The 6,981-nt window shown below is 52.8% G+C and carries 9 protein-coding genes; 5 read left to right on the plus strand and 4 right to left on the minus strand.

Features of this window, described 5'->3' with window-relative positions:
* Both RTK32_RS16450 and RTK32_RS16455 read left to right on the plus strand, forming a co-directional pair.
* Window positions 1-191 (plus strand): ogr/Delta-like zinc finger family protein (locus tag RTK32_RS16450; protein WP_312045851.1); only part of this gene is annotated, 191 nt, incomplete at its 5' end.
* A 173-nt stretch (window positions 192-364) separates the two neighbouring features.
* Entirely contained in the window at window positions 365-1,414 is a 1,050-nt protein-coding gene (locus RTK32_RS16455) for a tyrosine-type recombinase/integrase (RefSeq protein ID WP_312045853.1), read from the plus strand.
* A gap of 347 nt (window positions 1,415-1,761) precedes the next feature.
* Here the strand turns inward: RTK32_RS16455 and RTK32_RS16460 are convergent, their stop codons facing one another.
* The 3 genes from RTK32_RS16460 to yobA are packed head-to-tail and all read right to left on the minus strand — an operon-like array spanning window position 1,762 to window position 3,401.
* Entirely contained in the window at window positions 1,762-2,100 is a 339-nt protein-coding gene (locus RTK32_RS16460) for a YebY family protein (protein WP_312045855.1), read from the minus strand.
* Window positions 2,101-2,149: 49 nt separating this feature from the next.
* Window positions 2,150-3,028 carry a copper homeostasis membrane protein CopD gene (gene copD, locus RTK32_RS16465; protein ID WP_312045857.1) on the minus strand — a complete coding sequence of 293 codons (879 nt, stop codon included), beginning with the start codon at window positions 3,026-3,028 and terminating at the stop codon, window positions 2,150-2,152.
* A 1-nt stretch (window position 3,029) separates the two neighbouring features.
* Complete coding sequence (gene yobA / locus RTK32_RS16470; protein ID WP_409451108.1) at window positions 3,030-3,401, minus strand: CopC domain-containing protein YobA; 372 nt, start codon at window positions 3,399-3,401, stop codon at window positions 3,030-3,032.
* Between the two features lie 149 nt (window positions 3,402-3,550).
* Between yobA and RTK32_RS16475 the strand changes: the two genes are divergently transcribed.
* From RTK32_RS16475 to exoX, 3 genes are all read left to right on the plus strand, one after another.
* A complete protein-coding gene (locus tag RTK32_RS16475) occupies window positions 3,551-3,781 on the plus strand; it encodes a DNA polymerase III subunit theta (RefSeq protein ID WP_312045860.1) in 231 nt (76 codons plus the stop codon).
* Window positions 3,782-3,855: 74 nt separating this feature from the next.
* On the plus strand, window positions 3,856-4,614 hold the full coding sequence (locus RTK32_RS16480; protein WP_312045862.1) for a carbon-nitrogen hydrolase family protein: 759 nt from the start codon (window positions 3,856-3,858) through the stop codon (window positions 4,612-4,614).
* A gap of 11 nt (window positions 4,615-4,625) precedes the next feature.
* The gene (gene exoX, locus RTK32_RS16485) at window positions 4,626-5,288 is read left to right on the plus strand and encodes an exodeoxyribonuclease X (protein ID WP_312045864.1); all 663 of its coding nucleotides are present in this window, start codon (window positions 4,626-4,628) and stop codon (window positions 5,286-5,288) included.
* Here exoX and RTK32_RS16490 read toward each other — a convergent pair.
* On the minus strand, window positions 5,285-6,981 hold a 1,697-nt coding region (locus RTK32_RS16490), incomplete at its 5' end, for a prolyl oligopeptidase family serine peptidase (protein ID WP_312045866.1). The genes exoX and RTK32_RS16490 overlap by 4 nt on opposite strands.

A 6,981-nucleotide genomic window follows, 5' to 3' on the forward strand; every position in this document is an offset into this window, starting at 1 on the left:
CTGCCCATGCCAAAAGCAGCCGCTATATTTCACGCGAGACTAAAGAACGCTATCACCAGTGCCAGAACATCAATTGCAGCTGCACTTTCAAAACGCATGAAAGCATAGCGGGAATGATTGTTTCGCCAGGTCAGACTAACAAGGTACCGATCTTTACTCATAACGCACAACAGCCTTCCCTGCTCCATTGATTAAGCCCGCGAAAGCGGGTTTTTTTATACTTGTGTCTACGCTAAATCCCTGCCTTCTTATTGATTTCCAGAATATTCTTCATTAAACCTGTTTGTATGAAAGCCAGAAATCAAACATTGAATACTGTTTTTATATACAGTATTTTTGTGGCTTTTCTTTTTCAGGCGGCATCATGGCAATCAGAAAACAGACGGACGGCAAATGGTTATGTGACTTTTACCCGAACGGGCGAGAAGGTAAGCGCATCAGGAAAACATTTAAGACGCGTGCCGAAGCAATCGCTTATGAACGCTATCAGGCGGAGGAAGCAAAGGATAAGCCCTGGCTCGGCAAGAAGGAAGACAGCCGTAAACTGAGCGAATTAATAAGCCTGTGGTACAAGCTGCACGGTTGTTCACTGGGCGATAAAAAGGGTCGATTGGGCAAACTCCATATTATTTGTCGAGGATTAGGTGATCCGATTGCCACCTCCATCACTGCTAAAGACTGGGCACACTATCGCGAGAGGCGGCTAAGCGGACTAATTAAGAACGGCTATAAAACCAGTGAAAAATCTCTGAAGGTTAAAGTCGGTACGGTAAACCGTGAGCACTGCTTTTTGAGAGCGGTATTTAATGAGCTGGAGCGCCTGGGAGAAATCGACTACCCCAACCCGCTTAAAAATATTCGCGAATTTGACGATCCTGAAAAAGAGATGGCCTGGCTCACCGACGCTCAAATCTTACGTCTGCTTGCAGCCTGTGAACTACACGGCAACCCAGAGTTAACACTGATAGTCAGAATTTGTTTGTCTACAGGCGCACGATGGAGCGAAGCCGCAGGGTTGAAAGCGAGCCAGATATCGCCCAACAAAATCACGTTCATTAACACTAAAGGTAAGAAAAATCGTACGGTTCCTATCGGGGATGATTTGTATAACGAGCTTAAAGATAAGGAAGGGAAGTTTTTCTCAGAGTGCTATCGGCAATTTTACCGCGTAATACGTCTTGCAGAAATAACCTTACCAGAAGGCCAAATGAGCCACGTTTTGCGGCATAGCTTTGCCAGCCACTTTATGATGGCCGGTGGCAATATTGTGGTACTGCAACGCATTCTAGGGCATTCAGATATCCGTGTGACCATGCGCTATGCGCACTTTGCGCCTGACCATTTGGAAGAGGCCGTAACCAACAATCCGCTGGCAAGAATGGCGCTAAAAAGTGACTACAAAGTGTCTACATAGGTTCTTACAGAGGGTAATACGATACAACTGGATAGCTTTTAAGTGATTGATTTAAATATAAGTTATTATTTTAAAACCCCTAACAAAAAAAGACCAAAGACGATTCCTGTCTTTGGTCCAGGGGAATGGCTCTGGTAGGAGCCGTGCGCTAAAAGTTGGCATTTATGCAGGCTATGACGCCTTGCTCTTTATAAGGTAGTACAGAGGCGGGGATTTTCCAGCCTGAGGGTTCAGGACCAGCTAAAATATGACAGCTCTGTGATCGTAACGGCAGAAACAGTGACGGAATGGCAGGAATGGAGAATTGCTGCTACCGCGCCAGCCGGAGGGCCAGCGCGGCAAAATGTTTAGTCACACAGCTTTTGCGCACGCTCAATAACAGGCGCCAGGCTCTTTTTCTGGCCCGGGTGCGCCGGATCGTCAATCTGGATAACGCTAATCGGCTGCCCTTTTACCTGCCCGCTTTTTAACTGCTGCTCAGCAATATCATTCAGTGGATACTGCATCAGCGTGCTGGGGTTGATGGCATACAATGCGCCGTCTTTGGTGCAGGTCAGCATCACCTCTTCACGGTCGAAAGCCCATTTGTCTTTACCCACTTCAAAGCGGCTGATGGTAATCACTTCTGATGCCATCGCGCTGGAACAAAAACTCAAAGCCAGCATCAGGCCAACTAATTTTTTCATGATGTTGCACTACCTCTTATCAATACGCCCAAAAGCAGGCGGTAAATATTCAGGCTGGTTCCAGCGTAGCGAAAAAGCTTACCAGCGCCACCACCAGAGCAGCAAGCAGCAGCTCAGCCAGCGTGGTCAGCATAAACAGGTAACGGGCTCTCTCCCCATTATCCTGAAAGCGCGGTACCAGCCAGTAACGATTAAACAGCGCAACGCCGCACATTACCCCTACCAGTAGCGTTTTCAACAGCAGAAGCTGGCTGTAACGGCCAAATGTCGGTGGCCAGCCCGGCAGCAGGATGAAAGCATTGACTGCTCCGCTGATAATAACCAAAGCCACGGCCAGGTGACCGTAACGGGAAAAACGCATCAGCGTAAAGATGGCGTCACCGGCAGTGGGGAGACGCGGCATATCACGCATCAAAATCAGCACAGGGATCAGGCCGCCCGCCCAAAAGGCCGCCGACAAAAGATGGAGGCTATGGTTCAGACGCTGTAGCCAACCGGCCGCACCGTCCAGCATCGTCGCATGACCGACAAAAGCCAACCCAACCAGCTGCCCCACCCCACTCAGCAACAACAACCACTGCCGCAACTGTCCGCGGGTGGTTAAGGCGACCACGCCTACCAGCGCAGCGAGCAGCTGCCATTGCCAGGCCTGTCCAAAGCGCGTCTGCAGGACCGCCTGCCATACTGCGCTATTGCCGATATCACGCCAGCCATCGGCCATCAGGCCAGTTTGCGCCACCAGCAGCATGATTGCCGTTGCCAGCGAAAGCAGCGAAGCGGTAACCAGTAGCCGACGGAAGCGCAGGGCCAGCTGCGGCCTGAAACGCGCGGGCGCCAGCAGCGTGGTGTACACTGCGCCCCCCGTCAGCGACATCAGTGCGGCAAAATGCAGCCAGCGGAAAAGCAGATAGAACAGGCTGAGGGACATATTATTTCACGCTAAAGGTGTAGGTTCCCTTAGTTTTATGTCCGTCAACCGACAGTACATGCCAGCTGACCTGATACTGACCGCTACTGAGGGGTTTCGCCAGCGGCACGATCAGCTGGTTGTGTTGTCTGGGCGCACGTTCGGCCTCAGAGAGCGGCACGGCCTGCTGCTGATTAGTCGTGACCTCGACCCCGCTGAAAGCCGGTTCGATATCTTCCGAAAACGTCAGCGTTAAAGCCTGCGGCGAAGCTTCCACACTGGCATTAGCGGCCGGATACTGGCTTTTAAGGTGGGCGTGAGCAGAAACCTGCTGTGAGAAAGCGGCGGCACTCAGCGCCAGCGCGAAAATCATTGACCTACGCATCGAATCCATCCCGTTTGGTGCAGCTCAGGGCTGCGACAAGGCCGAAAGAATACTCCGCTCCCCATAAAGTGTCGAGTCGTTAACGGCTTTAGCCGACCGTCAGGCTTGCGAAACGCAGCCGTCTGCTTTATTTTTGCCGCGAGTCAACGGAGGTCATCATGAATTACAATCTGGCGGTGCTACCGCAGGAAGAAAAAGACAAAATCAATGTCGATATTGCTGCCGCAGGCGTGGCGTTTAAAGAACGTTACAATATGCCGGTAGTGGCGGAGATGGTGGAGCGCGAACAGCCGGAAAGGTTACGTGACTGGTTTCGTCAACGGCTGATGCATTACCGGCAGGCCTCGCTAAGCCTTTCCCGTCTGCCCTACGAACCGAAACAAAAATAGTTGCGCGAATAACTTGTGTTTCCTGGTCGCTTCAGTTGAGATAACCACTCAAAAACCTTATTGCGAGTAAATTTATGTCCGTCTGGAGTATCGCCGCCGCGCAATCAGGGTCTCGTCCCGGAGACATCGAGTGGAATATTGAACGCCATCTGGCTTTTGTTCGTCAGGCCGCTGAGCATCGGGTCGATTTACTGCTGTTTCCGGAACTGTCCATTACAGGCTATGAGCTTGCACTCGCCAGCCAGCTGGCAATGTCTATCGACGATATCCGCCTTAACGCTTTTGCCGAAGCGGCGACAGAATACCGCATGAGCATTGTCACCGGTGTTCCTCTACAGGATGGTGACAAGACGCGCCTCTGCGCGCTGGCTTTTTTACCTGATGGTACGCGCCTGGCCTACTTTAAACGTAACCTGGTTGAGGCGGAAAAGCCGTTTTTCCACCCCGGACAAAGCGTCCCCGTGTTCGGCTATCAGCATCATCATGTGGCGATGGCAGTCTGTGCTGATATCAGTGTGGAAGACTACGCTCGCGATGCCGCTAACCGTGGCGCTAATCTTTATGCCACCAGCGTCTTGCTGTCTGAAAAAGGGTATCACAAGGATTGCGAATACCTGGCGCGCTGGTCACGCAAATTCAATATTGCCGTGCTGATGGCGAACCATGCTCTTCCTACTGGCGGTTTTCAGAGTGCCGGGAAAAGCGCTGTCTGGGATGAAAAAGGCAGGCAGGTTATCGCAGGTGGTAGCGGCGAGCAGCTGGTTATTGCCCGACGTCAGGACAGTAAATGGCAGGGCGAAGTGCACGATTTATGCACGGTTGCCGCCCTCTGAAGAGAGAAATTATGTTACGCGTAATAGATACCGAAACCTGTGGCTTACAGGGCGGCGTAGTAGAAGTCGCTTCCGTTGATGTTATCGACGGCAGGATCGTGAACCCTATGAGCGATCTGATCAGCCCCGACCGCCCTATCAGCCGTCAGGCTATGGCGATCCACCGCATTACCGAAGCGATGGTACAGGGCAAACCTACCATTGAAGAGGCGATTGGCCGCTATCACGGCAGCCCTTACTATGTCGCGCATAACGCCAGCTTTGATCGCCGAATGCTGCCGGAGATGCCGGGCGAGTGGATTTGCACCATGACGCTGGCGAAAGGCCTGTGGCCGGGCAAGAAGTACGGTAACCAGGCGCTGCGCGAAGCTTTACAGTTGGAAGTTACGCCGCCTGAGGATTTACACGCTCACCGTGCACTGTACGACTGCTATGTGACCGCTGCCTTGCTGATCCGCATTATGTCGTTTTCCGGCTGGGATGCGCCGGAAATGGTGCGTCGAATGCAGGTTCGGGGTTCCAGCGCCACCTTCCCGTTTGGCAAGTATCGCGGCAGCCGCATTGATGATGTGGTGAAGCGCGATCCGGGATACCTGAAATGGATGTTGAAAAATATCCCGGATCTGAAGCCCGATCTGAAAAGCGCTATGGAAAGAGCGCTGTCAGCGGATTAACGAGCGTTGGCGGGGCTTAACGTTTCCTGCGCCAGACCAATCAGAAAAGCATATTCCAGCGCCACGCCCTCGTAGGATTTAAAACGGCCCGACTTGCCGCCATGCCCTGCATCCATGTCGGTGCAGAGCAGCAACAAATTATCGTCCGTTTTAAACTCGCGCAGCTTTGCCACCCACTTCGCCGGTTCCCAGTACTGCACCTGGGAATCATGCAGTCCGGTTGTCACCAGCATATGCGGATAGTGTTGTTCGGTGATGCAGTCATAGGGGCTGTATTGCCGCATATAGCGATAGTAACGCTCGTCCGCCGGATTGCCCCACTCATCATATTCTCCCGTCGTCAGTGGGATTGATTCGTCCAGCATCGTGGTGACCACGTCTACAAACGGCACCTGGGCGACCAGGCCATGAAAACGCATTGGCGCCATGTTAATTACCGCGCCCATCAGCAGGCCGCCAGCGCTGCCGCCCATGGCATAGAGTTTCTCAGGGTTGCCGTAGCCCTTTTCTACCAGCGCGTTGGTGACGTCGATAAAATCGTGGAAGGTGTTGAGTTTTTTCAACAGTTTGCCATCTTCGTACCATTGCTGGCCCAGTTCGCCGCCGCCACGAATATGCGCCAGCGCGAATACGAAGCCGCGATCCAACAGGCTCAGGCGGCTGGAGCTGAAATCGGCATCCATACAGCTGCCATAGGAGCCATAACCGTAAACCAGCATGGGGCTTTTTCCGGGGAGATAGTGCTGCCGGTGATAGACCAGCGAAACCGGCACTTCCACGCCATCGCGAGCCTTAATCCAGTGGTGTTCACTGTGGTAGTCGTTCGCATCAAAACCCTGCACTTCCGTCTGTTTGAGAATGGTTCGCTCGCCGCTGTCCATATCCAGCTCAAACAGGGTATCTGGCGTGGTCATGGAAGAGTAACCGTAACGCAGTTTGCTGGTGTTGGCCGAGGGGTTCACAGCAAGCCAGGTAACGTAGGCCGGATCGTCAAAAGCGATCCCGTAATCTTCTCCGCTCTGCCAGTTAATCTGCCGCAGGCTGGTCAGGCCACGTTGACGCTCTTCCACTACCAGCCAGTCGCGAAACAGCGCAAAATCTTCCAGCATAACGTGGTCGCGTGGCGCAATCAGCGTTTGCCATTTCTCTTCTTTCACGTGATCGGTACGGTACAGACCAAAGTTTTTACCTGCGCGGTTGGATCGCACATAAAAATGGTGATCGTAATGATCGAGGCTGTATTCGTGATCCTTACGACGCGGACAAAATATTTGCGGCTGCGCGTCGGCGAATTCCGCATCCAGCAGCTGGATTTCGCTGGTGGTGGTGCTGTTAAGCACGATCAGAATAAAGTGCTCGGACATCGTTTTATGCAGGCTGACGTAGAAAGTCTCATCCTGCTCTTCATAAACCAGCTCGTCATCCCGCTGTGGCGTCCCCAGCCGATGACGCCAGACCTGCCACGGCAGCAGCGTCTGTTTATCTTTCAGCACATAATAAAAGGTGCGGCTGTCGCTGGCCCAGACAAAGCTGGAGGAGACGTTATCCAGCACTTCCGGATACCAGTTGCCGGTTTTAAGATTGCGAAAGCGAATGCCGTACTGACGGCGCGACAAAAAATCCTCCGCCAGCGCCATCACTTCATTGTTGGGACTGATGCCCAGCCCGCCCAGGGTGTAGAACTCGCTGTGAG

The sequence above is a fragment of the Erwinia sp. genome (genome assembly GCF_031978025.1).
GTDB lineage: Bacteria > Pseudomonadota > Gammaproteobacteria > Enterobacterales > Enterobacteriaceae > Erwinia.

Excerpts from the sequence above, each read along its gene's own strand:
- RTK32_RS16460 (WP_312045855.1), bottom strand. The coding sequence starts at position 2,100 with ATGAAAAAATTAGTTGGCCTGATGCTGGCTTTGAGTTTTTGTTCCAGC.
- yobA (WP_409451108.1), bottom strand. The coding sequence starts at position 3,401 with ATGGATTCGATGCGTAGGTCAATGATTTTCGCGCTGGCGCTGAGTGCC.
- RTK32_RS16475 (WP_312045860.1), top strand. The coding sequence starts at position 3,551 with ATGAATTACAATCTGGCGGTGCTACCGCAGGAAGAAAAAGACAAAATC.
- exoX (WP_312045864.1), top strand. The coding sequence starts at position 4,626 with ATGTTACGCGTAATAGATACCGAAACCTGTGGCTTACAGGGCGGCGTA.
- copD (WP_312045857.1), bottom strand. The coding sequence starts at position 3,028 with ATGTCCCTCAGCCTGTTCTATCTGCTTTTCCGCTGGCTGCATTTTGCC.
- RTK32_RS16455 (WP_312045853.1), top strand. The coding sequence starts at position 365 with ATGGCAATCAGAAAACAGACGGACGGCAAATGGTTATGTGACTTTTAC.
- RTK32_RS16480 (WP_312045862.1), top strand. The coding sequence starts at position 3,856 with ATGTCCGTCTGGAGTATCGCCGCCGCGCAATCAGGGTCTCGTCCCGGA.